Source organism: Bacillus sp. AG4(2022), from assembly GCF_031844465.1.
Classification (GTDB): domain Bacteria; phylum Bacillota; class Bacilli; order Bacillales; family Cytobacillaceae; genus Bacillus_AB; species Bacillus_AB infantis.
This window is the reverse complement of record NZ_JAUZVH010000004.1, coordinates 416,370-438,828: the sequence shown is the minus strand read 5'-3', so window position 1 is coordinate 438,828 and position 22,459 is coordinate 416,370. Positions and strand designations below refer to the sequence as shown.

The following is a 22,459-nucleotide window of genomic DNA, read 5'->3' as shown; positions in this document are numbered from 1 at the left end:
TTTTTGTATAATAAAGAGCCAGCATTGTAAAAGATGCTGGCTCTTTGTTTTGAGGCAGTATGCTATTTAAGGAGCAGGAGGATATGTGCCGATATCATCAATATAATCCGTAGGTAATTCTATCCACTGGCTATCATCATAAGCTGCTGACCCTTGTGTTACTCCGCTTTGTCTTACCAGTGTTTTATCCTTGAAATATTTTACAGAGTCTATTAACTGATTTCCATACATCAATTGAACATCAACGTATTCAACACTTCTTTCAGGCTCTATAGGAAAAGGAATGCGTAAAACTTTAGATGGGATTTCTTCATCAGTCCACCAGAAGTTAGACTCTACAATTGCCAGTATTTCTTTAGAAGCCAGGGTAAGACCAAAGCTTTCAAATGTAATATTTTCCCCGTCAACCACCAGCTTTAACTGGGATAGATCAACTTCGTCTGCAGTGGGATTATAAATCTCTAAAGCCAGGTCAAATACTCCCCAGACCGTTTCCGAAATGAACAGGTTTGGAGCATCTGCAGAAGCACTTTGGACAGTTAATTGGAATATCCTGCTGACTGTTCCCCCTCTGCCATCCTCAGCAGTGATTGTAATTGCCGCTGTTCCTGCATTTACAGGTGTGATTGATAAGGCAGTTCCTGTCATATTCACAACAGCAACTTCTCTATCTGAAGAGTTGGCTTTCAATGTTAGGGCGTCGCCATCAGCATCTCCAAATACCTGGCTCAAATCCAATATCATTGGGGCTCCGCCTGCCATCACTGTCTGATCCGGAATTCCATTCTTAACTACGGGAGCCTGATTCGGTTCCTCTACTGTTATATAAAAGCTTTCCTCTTCACTCCCGCCCCGGCCGTCAACTGCTGTAACACTGATCACGGCTCTTCCTTTGTTTAACGGCGTTAATTTCAGATATGTTCCGTTCACATCCACTGCTGCAATTCCGCTATTGTTGGAGATGGCTGTCAGAGTAAGTTTGTCTCCATCAGGATCTGAAAAGACATTGCTTATATCTATCATAAACGGTGCTTCTCCAGCCACAGCCGTCTGATTGACTATTTCCTTTGCCAATACAGGCGCGCGGTTCGGACGCTCTATTGTTATCGTGAAACTTTCTTCCACCGTTCCGCCGCGTCCGTCATCAGCTTTTACCGTGATGGTGGCTGTTCCAGCGCTTAACACTGTTACCTTCAGGTCAGTTCCGGCAACCTCCGCTGATGCTATTGTGCTGTCTGATGAGGCTGCTGTCATCGTGAGAGCGTCCCCGTCAGCATCCCCAAATACCTGGCTCAAATCCAGTATCATCGGAGGTCCTCCTGCCATCACCTTTTGGTCAATCATTTCTTTGGCCACTACTGGAGCACGGTTCGGCTGCTCTATTGTTATCGTGAAACTTTCTTCCACCGTTCCACCGCGTCTGTCATCAGCTTTTACCGTGATGGTGGCTGTTCCAGCGCTTAACACTGTTACCTTTAGGTCATTTCCGGCAACCTCCGCTGATGCTATTGTGCTGTCTGATGAGGCTGCTGTCATCGTGAGGGCGTCCCCGTCGGCATCTCCAAATACCTGGCTCAAATCCAGTATCATCGGAGGTCCTCCTGCCATCACCTTTTGGTCAATCATTTCTTTGGCCACTACTGGCGCGCGGTTCGGCTGCTCTACTGTTATCGTAAAGCTTTCTTCCACCGTTCCCCCGCGTCCGTCATCCGCTTTTACGGTAATCGCCGCTGTTCCCGGGGCAGATGGCGTCAGCGTTAAAGTGGTTCCATCCGCACTTGCAGCCGCTACCCCTGAATTTGAAGATTCCGCTGTAATAGTCAATGAATCATGATCGGCATCCATAAATACATTGCTTAGATCTACTGTGATCGGTGCTGTTCCAGCCACAGCCGTCTGGTCCGCTATTTCATTAGCTACCACGGGAATACTGTTTGGCTGCTCAACATTCACAATGAAACTCTCATAGACAATTCCGCCCCTGCCGTCATCAGCGGTTACTGTAATAGTGGATGCTCCGGCAGTAACAGGTGTTATCAGTAGCGTTGCACCCTGGAGGGAAGCATCTGCTACATCTGCAGCTGAGGAAACCGCAGTTAATTGAAGGGCATCACCATCAGGATCGGTAAATACGGAGCCCAATTCAATTGAGAACGGGGCACTGCCTGCTGTCAAGTTTTGATCGGACACTTCAGCCGCTACTGCAGGCGCCCTGTTTGGGATGACAGTTGCGCCGCCTGGTACATAATCCGGATTGTCCTTGCCACCGATTTTTTGTATATTGTTTTTAACACTTTCATAGTTTGATATGGCCTCGGCTGGCTCCACTCCAGCAGGAAGCTGCATATCAGCAATCCTTGTATATCTGCCAAGAATGAATCTGGAATCCTTATCAACAGTCTTCAAAAGTCCAACTTGGCCAGTGGATTCAACCCTCACAATAGAAGCTGAAGAGGCAGCCATTTGACCGAAGCTGGCATTTCCGCTTATCGTAATGTCTCCATTGCCAATGATACGTACTTCTTCTACATTTGAATTAATCTCAACACTTTCCACACCGGCTTCGATCGTGATCTTCGGAATAATCGTTTGGGATTCTGCAGTGAATCTTGTTTTGCTGCGGATCAGCACAGAATCTGCTTTTGTTTCCCCTGTGGCTTCAACGATGGCACCGCCTTTTGAAATTTCCAATTCGCCTAAGCTCGAATTACGGAAAACAACTCGGGAAGCCGCCTTCAAATCACTTGCAGCAACAGCCTCATAGCGGTTTTGGGCTATTTTATAAGAAAGGGAGTTATAAAATTTATCTGAATTCGCAAGAGTCGTAGCAGCTCCATCCGAAACGATGGTTTTGCCGGAAACACTTATGTTTTCTGTGTAAAAGGAATGCTGGACTGCACTTCTGGTTTCGAGATTTCCATTTATTTTCATATCTTTCAGAATGGTAAAGTCACTATTTACGATTAGGTCGGTGTCAATCAGAGCATTTTTCCCATTCAGAGTTATATGATTATATGTATCAGGATTTGAGCCGGCTTGTCCGCCCGCTGTCAATTCGACTGACAAAAACTTGTCAATGCTGTCTCCGTTAGGGCTGAATGTGATATTTGCTCCTTTAAGGGCTCCTGCGTTCTCCACATTAAACCACGTCTTTAAATTTGCACTTAAAGAAAAGGTACCTTTATCCGTCACCACATTATGATCAGTAATGCCCGAAACCGCTGCTGTAATTTGTAAAGGCTTTGCAGCAAGCTCACTCCGGTAAATGAATGCGGCCATCTGCCCGCGGCTCACTGTCTCAATAGGTGAATAAGTCTTTGCTGTTGTTCCATTAGTAATGCCTTTTTCTATTAATGGCTGCAAGTATCCTGCATACCAGTCGGTGGGATTTACATCCTGAAATCGCTTATCCTTCAGAGGACTTTCTTTGAATTTATAGCCCAGAGCTATTATTTTTGCCATTTGTGCACGTGTAATGGGTTCATTCGGCTTGTACTGGTCTCCATACCCCTTTATGATGCCCCGTTCTGCTAAAGCAGCAATATATCTGTATGCCCAGTTGTTTTTCGAAACATCTTTAAACCCCGGGTCCTTCACATGGTCTGTTCTTAGATTCAAAGCAAGAGCAAGCATTTTGGCCGCCTGGGCCCGGGTGACACTTTCTTCCGGTTTAAAAATGCCATTCCCATAGCCTTTGATAATCCCTCTTTCCGAAAGGCTGGAAACAGCTTGAAAATAATAATCTTTATTTGTCACATCTGAAAAACTGATTCCGTGTGCATAAGGAATCAGAGGCGAAACTGAGCCTGCCGCCATTACACCTGCAGCTGCTGATAAAAAAAATCTCCAATTCGGGCTATGCTTATACCGCATATGTTTTCCTCCAACATAATAAAATGGCAAAATTATAATAGCCTTATTCATTAAAACCTAAAATAAACACAGCTACTAATTGAATTATCGGCAGATTTCATTCTGGGTTTAGTATATTTTAGTTCGAATTAACTATATTTCAAAAGAGTTGGCTAATAGATTTTGACCGCCCTTATGGAACGGCAAAAAGCGGTGCTGTAAACCAGCTTGCCACTTCCAGCCGGTTTACAGCCGCTATTTTCCGGGAAAAAGAATCTTAGCCGGGGCTGGGATTCCTCCGAGTAAGGCCAACGTGTTCCCCGCTTCCGGCATTTTCTCATTTTCCCATAAAAAAACCGGCTGCAGCGATTTCGAATCAGCTGCAGCCGGCAAACCTTACAGGGGGATTAATAGTAAGTATCCCCATACTTCTTTCTTTTATTCAATGATGCTGTAATTCTTCTAAAAATTATTTCGCAATTGGCATCAGTTTAATGTACTGAGCCGATACATAGGCTTCTGCAATTGTATTGTGATCGGAAATGATTCTGCTCCATCCATTGCTCGTGCGCTCGACTACAATCGGCATGCCTGCGTTTTTGTACGTATATTGCAGGTTCAGTGCTGAAACCTCAGGTGTGCTGCGCACATTCAAGCCTGAAGTAGTTGTTTCGCTGATCTGATAGAATCCAAAATCTTTCTTTCCTAAATAACTGTCCACCCTGTACATATGCCCGGCGATCTTCTGGCCCCAGAATGGATCTGATGCATATTTCACATTAAAACCGCGGGATTTGTTTCCTGTCGCTCCGCCGTTAGCGTAAGCGCCGAGCGGGTTAATGTAGTTCTTGTTCAGATATCTTGTTGCCAGGGCATCGATTGCCTCTGCCGGTGCAGCAAATTTCTCTGCCTCATTCAGGTTGCTGTCATATGCTTTTAACCCAAACAGATTGTTTCTTTCCTGCGAAAGCCTGCTCATGCCGTAATCACTTTCGTGCATAGCCATCGAAAGAATCAGCAGGCCGTTGATCCTATGCTTTGCTTCGGCTGCTTTGATGGCAGCGCCAAGCCCTTTGATTTTGCTGAGGGATGCTGCATCCTTATAGCGTACAAAGGCTGCAGGATTGCTTCTGTATAAAGTCTCCAATTCACCGAGCTTCATATCGATATAACGATTCAGCTCATCTGCAGTATAATTTGTTGTTGTCCTGGCCGGGAGATAATTGAAGTACTGATAGGCTGTCCCGATCGTTTGTCCGGTTGTATTCGTAAATGTACCTCCATCCCAGCTGTAGTACTTGTTCCCGGCTGTAAGGAATGAAGGAGCCTTGCCCATGGAATATGAAGCATAGGTATTGGTTGAAGGCGTGTAGATGGAATGAACCAGCTCACCATTCACATTGACAGAATAATAGTTTCTGCCGGCTACCTGCTGATTGGGAATCAGATAAGCTTCGGTGTGCTTTACATATGCAGTCATCCCCGCAATGATCACTTTTACATAGTTTTCATTAGAATCTACATATTTCATTTCCTGCTGGGCAGGGACATAGGTAATATTATTCTTAAAGCTTGAATCGCTGTATATATACGTTAAAGAGCTGCCTACCGGCGGTCTGGAAATGACAAGTCCCGCTGACATTTTGACGATCTGTTCATTCAGCGTCACCACCTGACTGGAGCTTGATACAGCTTTATTGGCCGCATCAAAGGTTGAGTATGAACGGGATCCCGGCTGAAGGTTTCCACTGCTATCGATTGTCGACACCCGGAAAGCGCCTGATTCGGGCTCTTCTCCCCCAGGGCCCTCTCCCACAAAGGATTCAGCTGTTTTAATCATCCTGTATATAAAGGCTGCTGCCTCTGCGCGGGTAGCTGACTTCTGCGGAAGAAAGCGGAAGCTTCCATCGCCGTTGGGCACGCCCTTTATAATCTGGTCATATACGTTTCTTGCTACTGCCTGCCTGAAGCTTTTATTAATCTGGCCGGCATCTGTAAAACTTAAAGGAGCCTCAGTTCTGTCCACATTCAAGTAGATAAGCGACCTGTCAATCATGACCGCCATTTGCTCTCTCGTGACCGGATCATTCGGCCCGAATTTCCCATTGGCATATCCTGTCACAATTCCTGCAGCACCTGCGCTGTTGATTCCCGGCGCCAGACTTGAGGATAGAGGCACATCCGCAAACGACACAGGTCCTTCAGGAAGCTTCAAGGCCCTTGCTACAAACGCAGCAAACTGCCCCCTGGTCACCATCTCGCCGGGCTTATATACTCCGTCTCCAAATCCGTTGATAATGCCTTCACTTACCATCGCACGCATTTCGGTCTCCAAAGTAATCCCTGAGATATCATCATTGGCAAATGCTGACTGCCCGGTAAAAGAAAACAGACTGACTGCCAGCATAAGAGCGAAAAGCATGCTGAATTTGTTCTTCATTTTTCTCCCCCTAAGATTTTACAAGATTCCCTCTTATTCTACCAAAACTACCATGGCAAAATGAACATGAAATTCAAGTTTTCGGAAAAAAAAGCAAGAAAAAAACCAGGATTGCGGGACTATCCTCCTGGTTTGCATGAATTATCTGGAATTATTCATAGAGTTATAGATTGCCGCTGAAAAGACGGCTCTTGTTGCGTTGCTTGACGAACGGTATTGGCTGCCGCCAAAGATGGAAGTCGTATCGATCTGGTGCATGACCATGATGGCATTGAAAGCCCAGTAGCCAGGACTGACATCTGTATACACGGTGCTTGCGGCTGTGACACCTTTATTCTTGAGATTGAAGGCCCGCTGAATGATGACGGCCATCTCTGCACGTGTCATATTGCTGTTTGGACGGAATGTACCGTCGGCAAAGCCGGTGATAATCCCGGATTCTCTTATAGCTGCAATATCATTGGCAAATTGATAGTTTGGCGATACATCCTTAAAAGCATTCAGGCTGGAAGCATCCTTTTTCAACACTCTGTTGATGATGGCCGCAGCCTGTCCTCTTGTAACCGGGTTCTCTGGAAGGAAGGTTGAATTCTCAAAGCCTTTTATGATGTTCTGGCTGCTGAGCGCATTGACTGCTGCATATGCCGGATGATTGGCATCAAGGTCTGTATACTGCTGTGATGCCGCTGCCGCTGCAACCACCCTTTTCGCACCTGCAAACTTTGGTCCCCAGTATGTACTGCTCAATGAATCAATCTTGATGCCGCTGCTCGTTGTTGCACTGATGAACTGATTGTCGCCTATGTAAATGCCTGAATGGGTGATACCTGCTTTATCATATGTTTTTTCAAAAAAGACAAGGTCACCGACCGCCAGATCAGACTTTGAAACCGGAGTGCCGACATTATACTGATCAGCCGATACACGCGGGAGAGTGATGCCCACTTTTCCAAAAACATAGAAGAGGAATCCTGAACAGTCAAAACCGCTTGGAGCAGTGCCCCCATATTTATATGGCACACCAAGATTGTCTTTTGCTATAGCTGCGATCTGTTCCTGCTGTGACGATGCAAACGCTGATGATACAGGCAGGATAGCAAAAACCATCACTGCAATGAGTAGTTTTGACAATAACCGTTTCATTTTTTCACCTCTGGGCTTTTTTTCATAAATAATATCGAAATATGAATTTTATAGGCTTATTTTATCAGATAATTCCGGACTATTACTTTACGATTATGTTACAAATGGGTTTGATGGGAATATGTGATGAAAAAGGAGGGTATATATGTAAGTTGGCATATCTGAACATAAAAAAGACAGGCATAAAGCCCGTCTTTTTTATCTTAAACCTTTATTTTCCGCCCTTGCCAGGAATACGGCATAGGAGGAGCGGAGCATCTTTTCTCCCGGCTTGAATGTACCATCAGGATAGCCTTCTGAAATATGAGCTCCGGCGATTTTCAGAATTTCCTTTGAACCGGCTATGCTTGGGCTCACATCTGAAAATGAGACATTTGAAGCCTCAGGCAGTTTATAGCCTCTCGCTATCAAAATGGCCATTTCTGCGCGTGTCACCGGCTCATTCGGCCTGAATGTCCCGTCTTTGAACCCGGTCAATATCCCGCTGGCTGCAGCTCCTTCAATATAGCCAGAAGCAAAGCTGGCAAATGGAACATCCTTAAATCTGGTAGCCTTCTGGGTGCCTTCAATACCCAGCGCCCTTCCAATCATTGCAACAGCTTCTGCCCTGGTTACAAGCTTTCCGGGACCCATCATTTTTTCCTGATAGCCGTTCAGTATACCTTCCCTGTTGAGGTATATTAAGTGCCTGCTGTACCAAAGCGAATTTGTCATGTCCTTGAAGTAAGGAGAAGCAATCTCTGCAGAGACAAGCGTGCTTCTGTCCAGTTTCTCTTCCTTCCCGTTCAGGGGCACAATCATGTAAGGGACCTGTCCTTTTACCCCGTAGTCCTCAAAAACTGGTTCTGCGGCCCCTTCTGCGATCAGTCCGCCGAAACGATATACATTATAGGCCTTGAATTCATTCAGGACATTCTGCATATCCAGTGAGATTTTCCCGCTGTTGTCTGCCTTGGCCGAGACGGGTATCGGGTTTACCTTTGCTGTGTCTGCCTGAACGAGGCCGTATCCGTAAAGATGATCTTTTCCCTGAGTGCCAAGGTCCTTGGCATTTGTCTGCAGAAGCTTCCTGATCTGCTTATTCGTGTAGCCGGGATATTTCTGCATATATAGTGCTGCCATTCCGGCTACGAAAGGGGATGCCATTGAAGTTCCCGTCATGTACCCATACCCTTGAGGCGTTGTGCTGTAAATAGAGCTGCCCGGTGCGGCTAGCTCTATTTCAGCCCCGCTGGAGGATGAAGGCACCTTCACATTCGCTTTATTGACGGCGGATACGGCAATGACACTCGGGAACTTGCCGGGATATTCCACAGTATTCACATCGTCGCCCTTCCCCGAGTTTCCGGCTGCAGCAATGATCAGGATTCCTTTTTCATAAGCTTTATCTATCATTGTCCGGATACCAACATCATCATATGGTGTAGTGAGACTCAGATTGATGATATCCACATCGTTTTTGATGGCCCATTCCAGTCCTGCCATGACAGTGGATGAAGTACCGTCCCCTCTGCGGTCCAGCGCCTTGACCGCATATAATTGTGCTTCAGGGGCCACGCCGACTATGCCGACCTCATTGTCCAGGGCACCAATGATACCGGCCACATGGGTTCCATGCCCGTTCTCATCCTTATAAGAATCCTTGCAGGCCAGCGGATTATAATTAAGATCCAGTACACAGGCACCGCCAGCGATGGAAAGATCCTCATGCTCAGCAGCACCGGAATCGATAATGGCAATCTTTACGCCTTTGCCTGTCAGGCCTGCCGGCTGCATGGACGTTCGGTTTATATTCCCGTGCGCCCATGGAATCACCTGTCCGCCCACCTGTACCTTCTGATCCTTCTCAAGGCCCGCAAGCTCACCGGAGAGGCGCAGTACTTCTGCCGAGGCGGCAGGCAGCTTAACTGCAGCGGCATGGATCAGCCCATATTCCCGCGTTACTTCCCCGCCTGCCGACTCAATCAGCTTTTCATTGATCTCCCCGTTAAAAAACGCGATGTAATTAGCCTCCTGTGTCTCCGGGGCGGCTTTTGCAGCAGTGCTGCCATTATTCATGACCGGAAATAGGATATTGCTTATCAACAACATAACTGCCGCAGGCATCAGCCATTTTTTCATAGTCAAGACTCCGTTCTACTAGATTCACGAAAGCGGGGAACGGCTTCAGCAAGCTGCCGAATCGCTATCATTCTTTCATTCTATCATTATCTTATATAAAGGCTGAACTATAAAACAAAAGGAGCTTAATCAGCTCCTGTTGTTGTTTATATCTTATAGAGTCGGGGTAAATATCAGATATTATAGTAAGAGGACACATTGTACCCTTTTTGCTTATAATAGTCTAAAATCCCGAAATAAATCGCCTCTGCCGCTTTCTGTCGCCAAGCTGACGATTTGAGTTTTTCATTATCTTTCTGATTGTCAATGAAACCAAGCTCTACAAGCACTGCAGGCATGGTATTTTCACGGATTACGTGGAAGTTTCCGTGTTTAACGCCTCTGTCATAGAGTTTCCAGGCGTTAAGCAGCCTGTTTTGGACTGCTGCTGCCAGTGCCTTGCTTTCAGCTGTATTTGGATTCGTTGCAGCCGAATTATAATAATAGGTTTCGGTTCCGTTGGCTGTTCCATTGAATGCATTTGCATGCACACTCAGGAATATATTCGCTTTAGCAGCCTTGGCAAATTCTACCCTTTTCTGCAGGGAGATAAATACATCGGTTTCCCTTGTCAGCTTTACATCAAACGGAGTCCTGCTCAACAGGCTCTTTACCTTTAAAGAGGTGTCCAGCACTACATTCTTTTCCAGGATGCCAAAACCGCCTGCACCTGGATCGGATCCGCCATGTCCAGGATCAATTACGATTGTCTGCAGGGCAATCGGATCATTATTTACATCCCCCGGCTTATAGCTTCCATCCAAGTATGCACCATGTACCAGCCCTTCAGCAGAGCCGGACTTTATGTACACCCAGTCTCCTACATTATAAGCAGCCTGTACGGTTGTTCCCTGTGCTAAAGAATCAACCTTTGGATAATCTGTGTTCGGCCCTGTCCGTACATTCAGGGAATCTGCGTTTACCGTAAGTTCACCTGTAAATGAAACACTTGCGCCGATCCTAAGCTTGTAATCTACCGATCTGGCGAGGAATACGGAAAAATCCGCCCTTTTAATATTGGAATCATATCCAAAATTCGTTGGTGAAATCCCCTGGGCTATCCCCCTGGCCATCAGTGCATTCGCTGCACCGCCCGTACTGTTCTCCCCGTATTGGAAAGCACGGCTGATCAGCAGGGCCATTTCTCCCCGTGTCACCGGCTTGCCCGGCTTAAAGGAGCCATCGGAATATCCTGAGATGATCCCTTTATCTACAGCTGATTGAATATATCCAGAAGCAAACGACTGACTGTTGACATCTTTAAATTGTGTGACTCTTTTCGCTCCATTAAGGTTTAAAGCCCTCCCAAGCATCGCCGCCGCTTCTGCGCGGGTTACCTCCTTGTTGGGGCTGAAATATCCGTCTGAGCTTCCCGTGACAATATTACCTTGAGCCAAGTACATGATTTCCTTGTAGGCTCTGTAATCAGCTCCTACGTCCTTAAAGGATCCAGCTGCTTCAGATGTTGTGCCAAAGAACGGCAGCATCATCAAAGCCAGCAAAATCACACAAAAAAATTTCCTCATTATCTAGCTTGCTCCTTTCGCCATTTTCCTACATTTTAACACACTGGAAGCTGTACCTGTATAATCCATTTTGTCTATAAACATGAAATTTTGTAATAAAATATTTCCAATTTCTTTATTTTGTGTCTTTTTCTACTATATTAAGAACCTTTTTTATGAGTCTATTGATTCTGGCTGTGAAAAAATAAGGGCATTAAGAATTACCCCTTTTAATATGAAAAACTAAAAAAGCATCAGTTCCCGGGACCAGGAGCTGATGCTTTTTTAGTTTACGTTTTCATTTCAATTCGATTTCAAAGATTTTGCGTTATTAGATCTCATCCAGCAGGGAAAGCTGCCTGTACAGCATAACTGCAGCTTCCGCCCTTGTTGTGTCCGCTTTCGGAGCAAAGGTTCCGCCGGCTTTTCCTTTTACAATGCCAAGGGCCGCTGCCTGGGATACTGCTTCCCGCAGACCAGGACTCACTGTACTTTGATCCTTGAATTTCTTTTCGGAGGATACGCCGTCCAAAAGATCTTCATTCAGGTAGCGGATGGACCTAACGATCATGGCGGCCATCTGCTCACGCGTTATTTCCTCTCCCGGATTATACTTTCCTTTCAAATCGCCCTGTACAATGCCTGCACGGCTCGCAGCCTCAATATGGAGCACACTCCATGATTGCTTGGCCGTAACATCGGGGAAGACACCCCTGTAGGATTCTGTCGGTATATTTAAGGCTCTTACAAGCAATACGGCAAACTCTGCTCTTGTCAGCTTATCGCCGGGAGCAAATCTGTCTGCCGTCTTCCCTCCTGTAATGGAGCGGGAAGCCAGCACCTCGATTTCATCCTTTGCCCAATGCGTCTTGATATCGTTGAATGTTTTGCTGTTTTCTAATACTGCATACTTGGAGAAGTGATTCACCGAAAATGTTACTGAATCCCCTTCAGCCTTGCCGCCTGTGTATTCCCATTTGTTCTGCTGTTCATTCAGGTAATAAGCGGCAGCCTTCCGCTTGTCATTCAATTCGGCCCCTTTGATTGAAAGGCTTACTGACACCGGCTCGCTGAAGCCTGTCAGATAGCGTTCCTTGCCATCTTTAGTGTAGATGATCTTTAAATCATACACATCCGAAATTCTCCGCTGTCCTTTTTCTGCTGCTGGAAGCTCGGATTTTTTCGGCTGAAGCTCTGAAACACTGAACTTGATCTCTCCTGATGAAAGTCCTGCTGCCTCTTTTAGAACCTTGGCCGGAATGGTGATGCTGGCATTACCTGTAGCCACTGTAAGAGACTTGTTTTTGTCTGCTATCTTCTTAATCGTTTCAGGCTTTATAACTGCCTGGAAGGAAGAAGCATCCTTCTGTGAAGATGAGAGATCAATAGTAACAGATGATTTAAGAGGATCATTGATAGCGGCAAGAATTTTACCTTCATCAACTGTCAGGGTTGCCGTGCTTCCTTCAAGCTTTAAGTCGCCCTGGCTGTCTCCAGCAGGAGGTGCCGGCGGTGTTCCGCCCCCGCCTCCAGGGCTGCCTGGATTACCAGGGTCTGGATCTCCTGGATCACCCGGGTCGCCTGGGTCCTCACTGTCTTCTTCAGCCTCGAACTCTTTTTCTACTGCGTTTCCTGCATAGTCAAAGGCAGCTACAATGATTTCCTGGCCTGCTTCCAGGCTGTCAGGAAGGATGTACTCTACTGCATCGCCCGGCAGTCCGGGGGTTTCTTCTGTTGTGAAAAGCGTTTCTCCATCAATGAAAATATCAATATAGGCAATGCCGCTTCCTTCCGCGTCATCTTCTGCCTTGAATGTTAATTTCTGTCCGCTGTAGCTCGCTTCTAATTGCGGTTTTGTATTATCAATCTTTACCGGAATTTTGAAGCTTTGGAAGTCTGCTCCCTGATAATCAATTTTTGCCTTGATTTCGTAGAAATAGTCTCCCTCAGCGATTTTGTTATTTACTTTTCCATCCCAGCTTCTTGCAGGGTCAAGAGAGTAAAGCGGACTGCTGCCGCTATCATAATAATTTTTCGTAATATTATTTTCTGTTCTCAATTTCCTCAGCAGCTTACCTTCATCATCCAGAATATTGAATTCTGCTGTTTTGGCATTTCTCAGGAAAGATAAAACAGGGATTGCCTGTTCCTGTATTCCGTCTGAATTGGGAGAAATGGCAATGGACTCAGGGAGGGTTGCCTTTGTGAATGCATTATAGCCAAGATAGCCATACTCCCCATCCATCACGGTTACCATTCCTGCCATTTTATAAAAACTATCTGCCTCCCATACAAATCCGTCCAGGATCGGAGGGGCATTCCAGTCTCCCTTAAAGCCTGTATAAGGGACAGTCAGCGGAGGATTTTGATATTCCGTATCTGTAAAAGTTACAAATCCTTCAGCAAAATACCCGTTTGCGAAAATTTCTTCCGGTGAAACTGTGCTTGTTCCGTCCTCACTCAGCACTTTAGCTTCTGAAAGGTCGATGTCCACTTTGATTTCTGCGGATGAATTTGCCGGCACCGTGATCACTGGTGCCTCCTCTCCATTGATGGCCACTTTTGCCCCCTGGAGTTCCTGTGCTTCCAGCTGGCCTGGCTGTACACCCAGATAGCCTTCTTCAGCCAGATCTGTCTGGGCATTGACATTAACCTGGTATACGGCCGCAGCATCTGAGTAGTTAGTGGCTTTAAGCGTAAAGGAAATAGGATCAGCTGAAATTTCCTTCAAAGCCACTTTTGCCTCGTTTGTCGCTGATTCTGTTACAACAACAGGAGTGTGCAAGGCTGCATTCAGCTGCATCATGCCTGCTCCCTGGCGGCGCGGCGAATAGAAATTATTCTGGGCAAGCTTGCTCTGCGCTGGGCCTTGATCCACAATCGGCTTTGCCGTATTCATAAGAAGGTTCTTGGCGAAAGCTGCCCGCTCATAGCCAGCCAGGCTGAATTCCTTGTCCACTCTCTCGAGGATAAGGGCTGAGCCGCCGGCAACATGAGGCGCTGCCATGGATGTACCACTCATCATCCCGTATTGATTATTATTCAATGTAGAGTAGATCTGTCCGCCGGGAGCTGTGATTTCCGGTTTGAAATCAAGATTAGGCGTAAGCCCCCATGAAGAGAAATCACTCATTTTCCCGGATTCCGGGTTTGCTACCTTGGCACTTTCCCCATTAAAGGAAACTTTCACTTCCTCACCGCTATCAAGGGCTGTTTTCAGCATTTCCCCATCCTGCATCTGCATCTCTATCTGAGGGATTACAACAGCACTGTCAGTGGCCATTCCAATCATTCCATCGGTATGATTGTAGATAATGACTCCGACTGCTCCAGCTGCCTGTGCGTTCAGGGCCTTATCTACAAAGCTGATTTCTCCGCGCTGGATCAGTGCGAATTTCCCTTCAAGATCAGCAGCCCGGGTTTCTTCCGGCTTGCCGAGTCCTGCATCGACCACTGAAAACTCTTCTTTATCCAATGCACTTGGATGGACGCTTCCTGCCGACAAAAACGGAAGCAGGCTTTCTTTTTCCCCGATTGAAACAGAAGCAGCTTCAAGATCCATAAAAGAGTTCTCTGAAGAAGCAACCTGAAGGGAATCATAAGATACTCCCGGAGCTCCGGAAACACCGATATCAGGATTTGAAGCATAAGGATTGTTTTCAAACCCGTAGCCAAAATGGGCAGAGTTGCCGCCTGAAATAGCCACAAGGACACCGCTGTCTACTGCCCTTTTCACAGCCATCTGCTCTGGGTCATCAGCAGAAACAAATCCTGCCGTTGAGCCAAGGCTCAGATTAAGGACATCGGCCCCCAGCTTGATGGCATCATCCATAGCTCTTATATAGATATCTCCGTAAGTTGACTGGAATTCAGGGTCATTTCCGAATACCTTCAATGCCAAAAGCTGGGCCTCAGGCGCGACTCCCTTAATTCCGCCATTCTCCTCATCCCCATTAGCCCCTACTGTACCGGCCACATGCATTCCGTGCATGCTCGCATCAGGTCCAAGATCAAGGATTGTATCGTTATCATCCATATAGTTATAGCCATACGGGACTTTATCTGTATAAAATTTGCCCGGAAGCTGATTGGCAGAGATAAGGCTTTCTGTATCAGCTCGTTTCAATTCCGCTGTAGAGCTGTCAGTCAGCACCATATCTTTATGGTCAGGGTCGATGCCGGTATCAATGACGCCGACAATCATGCCTTCACCTTTGACTCCGTATTCCCTCCATGCTTCCTGAGCCTGGATAAATTCCTTGCTGTAAAGCATCTCCGGCTTTTCTTCCGGGCGTTCATATTCATTGACGATATGTACTTTCGCCACATTCTTTAATTTTCCGATGGCTTCCATGTCGCCATATTTCACTTCGGCGCTGAAGCCGTTGACAATCGTTGTAAAGCTGTTGAGATATTTGATTGCGACTTTTTTGGATTTGATTTCATTTTTAACCGCGCTTTGCGCAGTCACCGCATCTTTTTGAAGCTTATTTTTAACAGTTGGTGCTAAATCACCGAATTTCACGCCGCTTCTGCGCGCGTATTCTATCGCTGGTTCATCATCAAGCTCGACCAGTACACGGACCTTATCATCCCGCTTATATTGCTTGTCCAGCATCAATTTCTGCTGAACCGTTTTAGCTGAAGCCTTTGCAGGAGCAGCCGCTCCCATCGCCCCGGTTGCAAAAAGAAGGAGCATGATCATCAAAATAGAAAAGCTTTTCTTTATCACTGTCTTCCCCCCATGTTCTTTTACTATTTTTCCAGACTAATATCCCTTCTTTATTTGTCAGAATAGTAGATTATTGTTAATGTACCAATATTTTAAAGAAATGTAAATGTTAGCATAGGGGTCGAAAGTACTGTTTGATGGTGAGTGAGGTATTGTTTATTCAGGATTTTTTTCATAGAAGGGGGCTCACTGCAGAGAGGTGGGAGAGAGGAGAAAGTGCCGGTCAAAAGGAAAAAGCGACAGGCAGAAGCCTGTCACTCTGTTTTAAATTAATGCTGTGGTGGAAGGCCTGTTGTTGTTACTCCTCCGCCAGGCGTTACAGATGTATCAACTAATCCTAATCCAAACACTCCAGTTACAAGTGCACTTGCAAGAGTAAGGCCAGCAATAAATTTTTTCATACCGGAATTCCTCCTATCCTTTTTATATTGTAAGCATATTCCTGTTGTTACATATTATGTTATCATTTTTTTAATAACAATGCCATTTCATTATTAACCAAATCTATGAATTTTTCATTTCGCTGTATGGAGAAGACCGTTTTTGAGCTTTCGATAAACTCAATCCCTTTATCTTCTTCCCCAATTTTGAAGTAATTTTCTCCGCTTTGATAATTGAGTTCACCCAGCAGATACATGGTCTCCGATTCAATGCACATATCAATGCCCCTGTTGCTGTAGACAAGTGATTCATGATATTTGCCCATCTCCGACAGTGTCTGAGACAATCCGTAAAGTACACGAATTTTGATTTGGCTGTTTTTAATAAAAGGCAGGCTCTCAAGGCGGCCGTAGGCTTTATAATATGTTTCATACGCTTCGTGAAAGCGCTGTTCCTCGTAATAAATAACGCCGATGCTGTTCAGGATTTCAATTTCCCTTTCTGTCCAGACATTGGTGTCCACCTTCGTAAGGTCGATGGCCTCCCATAATACATCAATCGCTTGCTGCACATTCCCAGAATTATAATAAATGGAAATACCTTCATGCCATTTTAAAAATTGAAGATGAAAAGGCGTTTGAAACAGGGGATTGTTCATCTCCCTTTCTACTATCAGCCCGATGGATTTATACTCCCTGTTCCGGATATACTTTCGGATTATCTGCTGTACGGCTTCTATGTAGGTAGATGAGGTAGATTCGCTCACATCAAAGAAAATATTGATCTTCAAGCCCATCTTCTCCCCCAGCTTTTCCAGGATGTCCACGGACGGATATGACTTCCCTTCCTCGATTTCTTTTACTGCCTGCGGAGGACAAATATTCGCTGCCAGCTCCTCATGCGAAAGATTAGCCGCTTTTCTCAAACGATGCAAAGTTCTGCCGATACTCCCAAGATCCATTTTCGGGCCTCCATTCCAGGAATGTATTTGGTTACTAGATAACTATTCTGTGCTTGTTTTGAAAATCCTTCTTTTTTTGGTGACAGGCACCTCCCGGAATTTGTCGAATTATATATTTTGTTTTCTTTCGGGAGGTGCCTGTTTAAAGCAGAATAAGCTCCCTGGGGAGGGAGCTTCTTTCTGCTTTTACATCATGTCAGAGAAAGTGAGGGCATTTTGGATCATTTTAACGATTTGAGCCCTTGTTGTATTCCCTTTAGGATCAAACTTGCCGTCAAGCTTACCGCTCATTACGCCGGCTTGAAGAAGAAATTCAATATCTTCCTTGGCAAAGCTGCTGATCTTCTTCTGATCTTTCAAGCTGTCAAGTGACTTGGACTTATCTGCTTTTGAAGCATCATAGCTCATGTAATCCATTGCACGCTTGATCATGGCAGCTGCCTGCTCACGGTTAACCGTTTCATTTGGATCGAATTTGCCATCCTGCTTTCCTTTGATAATTCCAGCCTCTACTGCAGCCATGATTTCTTCAGCATACTTGCTGCTTTTGCCAATGTCCTTGAAGCGTCCATCGTAGTCTGCTTCAGGGAAGAGCCCCAAGCTTCTTGTCAGCAATAAAGCCAGCTGAAGTCTGGTTGTAGAAGTGTTCGGCTTGAATGTACCGTCTTCATATCCCTGGACGATATACTTAGAAGCCAGTGTTTCTATATCATCTTTGTTCCAAATCTTTGTGATATCTTTAAAGCTTACAGAGTTTTCCACAACTGTATAGATGCCGTTTGTCAGGCTCTTAAAGATTGCTTCTTCACCCTTGAATTTCGTTGGTACTGCTGAGAAAGTTCCGTCGGCATTCAGCTTTACAACTGTTGCATGCTTTGGATCAACCTGCTTATTGAGTGTAATCACTCTTTCATTGTATTTAGGAAGTCGGCTGATTTCCTGTACCTTGTCGCCAGCGTTAGCTGAAACATTGAATTCAACTAGTTGAGATACTGGCTTAAGAGCGTTTTTGCTGATTACACCAGCAGTGTCTGCCGCCTCATTAACAGAGATAGACAGTTTAACATCTTCAGCTTTGGCACCCAGCTGTTTCGCAATGTCTTCTACTTTAATATCATCTACAGAAAGCTTGTAGTCAGCCTTATCTGCATTCACTTCAATTGTGAATTTCTTATGCTGATTTTTCAGCATTTCAAGAATTTCAGCAGAGATTTCTGCTTTTACTTTTTCCTGCCCAACAGCTGCTGGAAGAGTAATCGCAATTGATTTTGCATTTTTATCAGATGCCAGGTAGCTCTGGATTTTCTGCTCATCAAGCTTCGCTACTGCATAAACTTGTCCATTCACAGTTTGCTTTTCTACTGTTGCATACGGCAACTCCGGAGCAGACGGTGTACCAGGATTGCTTGGCGGAGTTGGAGCAGCTACTTTCTGAATCCTTCCTTCCACACCATATGTGAACGGCTTTTCCAACGTCTTTACAAAGTCAACCGTTGCATCCAAGTCAATTTGCCCAACTTCAAGGTCTGTCGCAAGTTCTGCAATCCCATATGATAGATTGCCATACATATAGTTATTCATAACAACCGTATATTCTTTATTCTTATCAATCGGTGTGCCATCTTCATTAAGAATATCCACTACTTTGCCTTTTTTAGCTGCACTGTCCCAAGAATATGTGTACTTGAAGCCGGCAATGTGGAAATCAAGGCCTTTTTCAGTGATCTGCTTATTTAATATTGTTTCAAGATCTGCTCCGCTCAGCTTCACTTTGTTCAGAACATTTCCGAAAGGCTGGATGGCGAACAGGCTTCCAAAGGTTACATCACCTGCAGGCAGATTCGCACGCACTCCACCGCCATTCATCAGGGCAAAATCTGCATCCATTGAAGCAATCATTCCATCAGCAATCAGATTACCCAGTCCGTTATCAGCATATTCACTGTTCACAGATGGATAGCCTTTTGCAAGCTCAGTGGCATTTTCACCGACTACAACAGCTTTAATCGGCTCTACCTTATCCGCATACTTTTTAAGGATAGCAGCAACATCGGCATCCGGTGTATAGTCGCTTTGTTTAACCTGAACAATCTCAGCTGCTTTTCCGACAATGTCGCCTGTAGCTGGATCGATTTCGATATCTACATCAGAAAATGCTGTTCCATAAGAATAGGCTTGGACAATCAGCTTGTTGTCTACTACTTTATTCACTTTCACGTGGTTGTGAGCCGCAAAGATAATATCAACTGCATCATCTACATTTTCAGCGATAGTTGATGCATCATACAAATCAGCTTTTTGCTCCTGGAATGTAGGATTATGCGCCAGTACTACAATGGCTTCAACACCTTGCTCCTGAAGCTCTTTTGTATACTTGTTGATTGCTTCTACTTCGTCGGTAATCTTAAGGTTCTCATTTCCTTTGCGTACAATCATGTCAGGCGTTTCTTGTGTCACAACCCCGATAAATCCAATCTTTTGGCCGCCTACTTCTTTAACAGCATATGGCTCAGTAATCAGTTCATCAGTGCTGTCGTCGTAGACATTTGCTGCGACAACAGGAAAGTTCATTCCATCATAGTCTTCTGTGCCATTTGGATGCTGGCCTCCATTGATCATCCGCTTCAGTTCATCGATACCTTCATCAAATTCATGATTCCCCAGTGTACCAACGTCAAAGCCCATTGCTTCCATGATTTCTACTGTCGGCTCATCCTGGAACAGAGCTGATACAAGCGGACTTCCGCCGATCATATCCCCGGCATGTACAAGAAGTGTATTCTGATTATCAGCTTCCCTTTCCTTCATCGCTGCAGCTGTGAAATCAATTCTTCCAGAAGCTATGCCATCTACCTTAGTAGTAGTGTCCAGCTGTCCGTGAAGGTCGTTTAATCCCAGCAATTGTACTTTTACATGATCATTTGGCTGTTCAGCCGGTGTACCTTTTAGATCAATATTGAAAATACCGAAGCCTTGATCATTTTTTTCTCCAGTATAAGAAATGTTTCCATCTTCTTTTAAATAGGCTTCTGCCTTAGGAGAAGTAGTAAAGGTTACCTTTACATCTGCATCAATCGGAGCGATTGACCAGTTATTATCAGCAGTAGGCGTTATTGTTTCTTCTTCTGTGATGTAGTCCATCAAAATCTGACGGTTTTCATCTGCAGAGTCCACAACCAGCTCGCTTCCTTTAACGCCCGGGAAGTTTCCGCCGCCGCCTGCACGGTAGTTATTTGTTACAACGATAAAGTCCTGATCAGGATCAACAGGCTGTCCGTTGTACGTCAGGTTAACGACACGGCTGCTGTTTGCATTGATCACTTTTCCATCTTTATCATATTTGGCCGGCTTGGTTACATCGATTTGATAATTAACTCCATCAATAACATCGAAGTTGTAAACTGGGAAAGAAGGATTTAAAAGCTCCTGCGTTTCTGTCTTGGCAGGATCAATTGTGTTGAATTTCCCTGCGGTCATCTCAATCCATTCTTTTACGACAGAACCCTTCACCTTAACCGCCTTTAGCGTGTTGTCATAAAGGTAAAGATCTCCTGCACTCCGGATCGTCAGGTTGCCTTTTTTAATCTCAGTATATTCTTCTGCACCGTTTCTTCCGGCTTTAAAAGGAGCACCTACTGATAAAATTGGAAGATCTTTGTACTCTGGCTTATTAAGGTTGATATACTTTTCTACAAACCATTTCTGGGCATTGGTTACAACTTGTACAGAAGGATCATCCTGTACAAGGGCGAAGTAGCTGTAAATGTCATCTGTTGTTGTTCCAATTGGCTGATTTACATATTCAATTGTCTTATTGTGGGCCTCAGTAACTGCAGCAACCACCTCTTGATCAAGAGCAACCGAAGTTGAAACTTCACGTGTCGAGGATTGAGATCCCGTTACAGTCCAGGAATCACCCTGCTTCTCCAGTGTCAGGTCGATTAAGCCAAGAGAACCTCCGCCGTATCCAGCCTGTACAGCTGCCACTCCATTGATTGTCCCTTTTGCATTGTCAACTCCAGGCAGCACCTTGCCAGAAGCGTCTTTAAACAGGATATCAAGGGCGGCTTCAGTTTTAGCAGGGAATACTTTATGGGTGTGTGAAAAAGTAATGGCGTCAATGCCTTCTACTTTACTAAGACTGTATACAGTGTCCTCTGTGTTTTCCTCATTTCCGTTAAAGCCGGAGTGTGCCATTGCAATTATGACATCAGCACCTTCTTGCTTCATTTGAGGGATGAATTTATTGGCTGATTCTATAATATCTTTTGTAACTACTTTCCCATCTAGATTGGCCTTGTCCCAATCATTGATCTGAGGAGGAGCAAATCCAATATAGCCGATTTTAATTGTTTGAGGATTTCCTTGTTCGTCAGTTACTTCTTTATCTACAATTCTATATGGTGTAAATTCATTAACATCATTCTCGGGATTGTCGTCTTGATCATCTGTGTACACATTAGCATTAACGAAATCAAAATTTGCATCATCATAAGCTTCATCAAGGAAGTCCAGGCCATAGTTAAACTCATGGTTCCCTAAAGTGGCCATGTCATAGCCCATGGTATTCATAGCGGCAATGGAAGGGTGAAGCTCGCCATCTTCAAGCGGATCAATCTTGGCCACGTATGTACCAAGCGGAGTTCCCTGGATAAGGTCCCCGTTATCTACCAGGACACTATTGGGTTTTTCTTCGCGGGCCTCTTCTATAAGGGTTGCTGTTCTAGCCAGTCCAACTTTTTCAGAAGCGGCATTTTTGTAATAATCAAAGTTTAAAAGGTTTGTATGAATATCGGTTGTTTCCATGATTCGAAGGTTCAGTGTTGAAGCGCTCTCCTGCGGTACTGCCGTATTGTAATTCACTTCTGGTTTTTCAGCCAAAACATTTACAATTGAAGCTTTCTGCACAGATTGTGAAAGCGCTTGATTATCAGCCGCCTCAGCACCTGCTTGAGTTGAAACGAAAGGAACGGATACAAGGCTTAAAGCCATTGTTGAAGTTAGAACTTTATTTATACTTCTCTTCTTCGACTTTTTCATACCATATTCACCCTTTACTAATAAGTAGAATCATTACAAATTTCGCTAAAATGTAACAACCCAGTTATTAATATATCAGAAATAATTAGTGAATAGTGTAAAAATTATTTAGCATTACAAATATTTTGTAAATGAGATAGTAGTAGATAGTGGTGACAGGCACCTCCCGAAATTTGTCGAAAAGCAATGATTGGATACGATCAGGTGCAGAAAACCATGTTTTTGCTGGATATCGTTTTCCGTCT

General features: G+C 44.9%; 9 protein-coding genes. All 9 read right to left on the bottom strand.

The window, feature by feature from the left end:
• Nucleotides 1-66: 66 nt before the first annotated feature.
• The 9 genes from Q9R36_RS13830 to Q9R36_RS13790 all read right to left on the bottom strand — a co-directional run bounded on the left by Q9R36_RS13830 (nt 67) and on the right by Q9R36_RS13790 (nt 22,214).
• Nucleotides 67-3,873, bottom strand: coding sequence for an S-layer homology domain-containing protein (locus Q9R36_RS13830; RefSeq protein WP_311225337.1), 3,807 nt, complete (start codon nt 3,871-3,873; stop codon nt 67-69).
• A 448-nt stretch (nt 3,874-4,321) separates the two neighbouring features.
• Entirely contained in the window at nt 4,322-6,292 is a 1,971-nt protein-coding gene (locus Q9R36_RS13825; RefSeq protein ID WP_311225336.1) for an S-layer homology domain-containing protein, read from the bottom strand.
• Nucleotides 6,293-6,433: 141 nt separating this feature from the next.
• Nucleotides 6,434-7,435, bottom strand: coding sequence for a C40 family peptidase (locus tag Q9R36_RS13820; protein ID WP_022544485.1), 1,002 nt, complete (start codon nt 7,433-7,435; stop codon nt 6,434-6,436).
• Between the two features lie 198 nt (nt 7,436-7,633).
• Nucleotides 7,634-9,556, bottom strand: coding sequence for a S8 family peptidase (locus Q9R36_RS13815; RefSeq protein ID WP_311225335.1), 1,923 nt, complete (start codon nt 9,554-9,556; stop codon nt 7,634-7,636).
• A 173-nt stretch (nt 9,557-9,729) separates the two neighbouring features.
• Nucleotides 9,730-11,121, bottom strand: a complete 1,392-nt coding sequence (locus tag Q9R36_RS13810; RefSeq protein WP_022544486.1) for an N-acetylmuramoyl-L-alanine amidase — start codon at nt 11,119-11,121, stop codon at nt 9,730-9,732.
• Between the two features lie 310 nt (nt 11,122-11,431).
• The gene (locus Q9R36_RS13805; RefSeq protein ID WP_311225334.1) at nt 11,432-15,832 is read right to left on the bottom strand and encodes a S8 family serine peptidase; all 4,401 of its coding nucleotides are present in this window, start codon (nt 15,830-15,832) and stop codon (nt 11,432-11,434) included.
• A gap of 269 nt (nt 15,833-16,101) precedes the next feature.
• Nucleotides 16,102-16,233: a hypothetical protein gene (locus Q9R36_RS13800; protein WP_022544488.1), complete on the bottom strand. Its 132-nt coding sequence runs from the start codon at nt 16,231-16,233 to the stop codon at nt 16,102-16,104.
• Nucleotides 16,234-16,295: 62 nt separating this feature from the next.
• Entirely contained in the window at nt 16,296-17,174 is an 879-nt protein-coding gene (locus Q9R36_RS13795; protein ID WP_009792689.1) for a helix-turn-helix domain-containing protein, read from the bottom strand.
• 186 nt (nt 17,175-17,360) lie between these two features.
• Nucleotides 17,361-22,214, bottom strand: a complete 4,854-nt coding sequence (locus Q9R36_RS13790; RefSeq protein WP_311225333.1) for a bifunctional 2',3'-cyclic-nucleotide 2'-phosphodiesterase/3'-nucleotidase — start codon at nt 22,212-22,214, stop codon at nt 17,361-17,363.
• Nucleotides 22,215-22,459 lie beyond the last annotated feature (245 nt).